The sequence below is a fragment of the Streptococcus infantis genome, assembly GCF_001579645.1.
GTDB classification, from domain to species: domain Bacteria; phylum Bacillota; class Bacilli; order Lactobacillales; family Streptococcaceae; genus Streptococcus; species Streptococcus infantis_E.
Genome location: NZ_LQZF01000189.1, coordinates 1 through 499, shown reverse-complemented (window position 1 = coordinate 499; position 499 = coordinate 1). Strand labels below are relative to the sequence as shown.

The following is a 499-nucleotide window of genomic DNA, read 5'->3' as shown; positions in this document are numbered from 1 at the left end:
ATCCTGATTCATAAACCGCCCGACGTTCGGCTCATAATACCTGAAGAAGTTGTAATGCAATCCCGTCTCGCGGTCTGTATACTGGTTTTACAGGCGGAAGGGTTGGTATGCGCTATTCGTTACTAGGGTTTCCTTTTTCAGACGGCCTTTGGCATTTGTTGGGTCTTGACTTAGCCTACGCTTGCTGAATAAGGAACTCTTCAAATTGAGTTGGCAAAGAGGGATGAATATCATGTAAATCAATAATTATAATTGAAATTAAGTCATCAATATCTCCTCCTTCTTTTGCAATTTCTTCCTTTTCGTAATCGTACATAGTATAGATAATAAGATTTAAAAAAAATCTAAAACCTTCTGAGCTTGAATCAAATAATTTCCATGCTTGGACACGTTTACTTATTAATGAATTTAATGATATAGAGCTGTTATAATAATTTTCACTTGCTAATAAAAAACTTAATGATATATCAGTATTTTTATTATTTAAAAATATTTTTTC

1 protein-coding gene and 1 pseudogene are annotated in these 499 nt (G+C 33.1%); both read right to left on the bottom strand.

What is annotated here, in order from left to right:
- Nucleotides 1-72, bottom strand: a pseudogene (locus SINDD18_RS11120) (RHS repeat-associated core domain-containing protein); the annotation flags it as partial.
- Between the two features lie 103 nt (nt 73-175).
- On the bottom strand, nt 176-499 hold a 324-nt coding region (locus SINDD18_RS11040), incomplete at its 5' end, for a hypothetical protein (protein WP_193750854.1).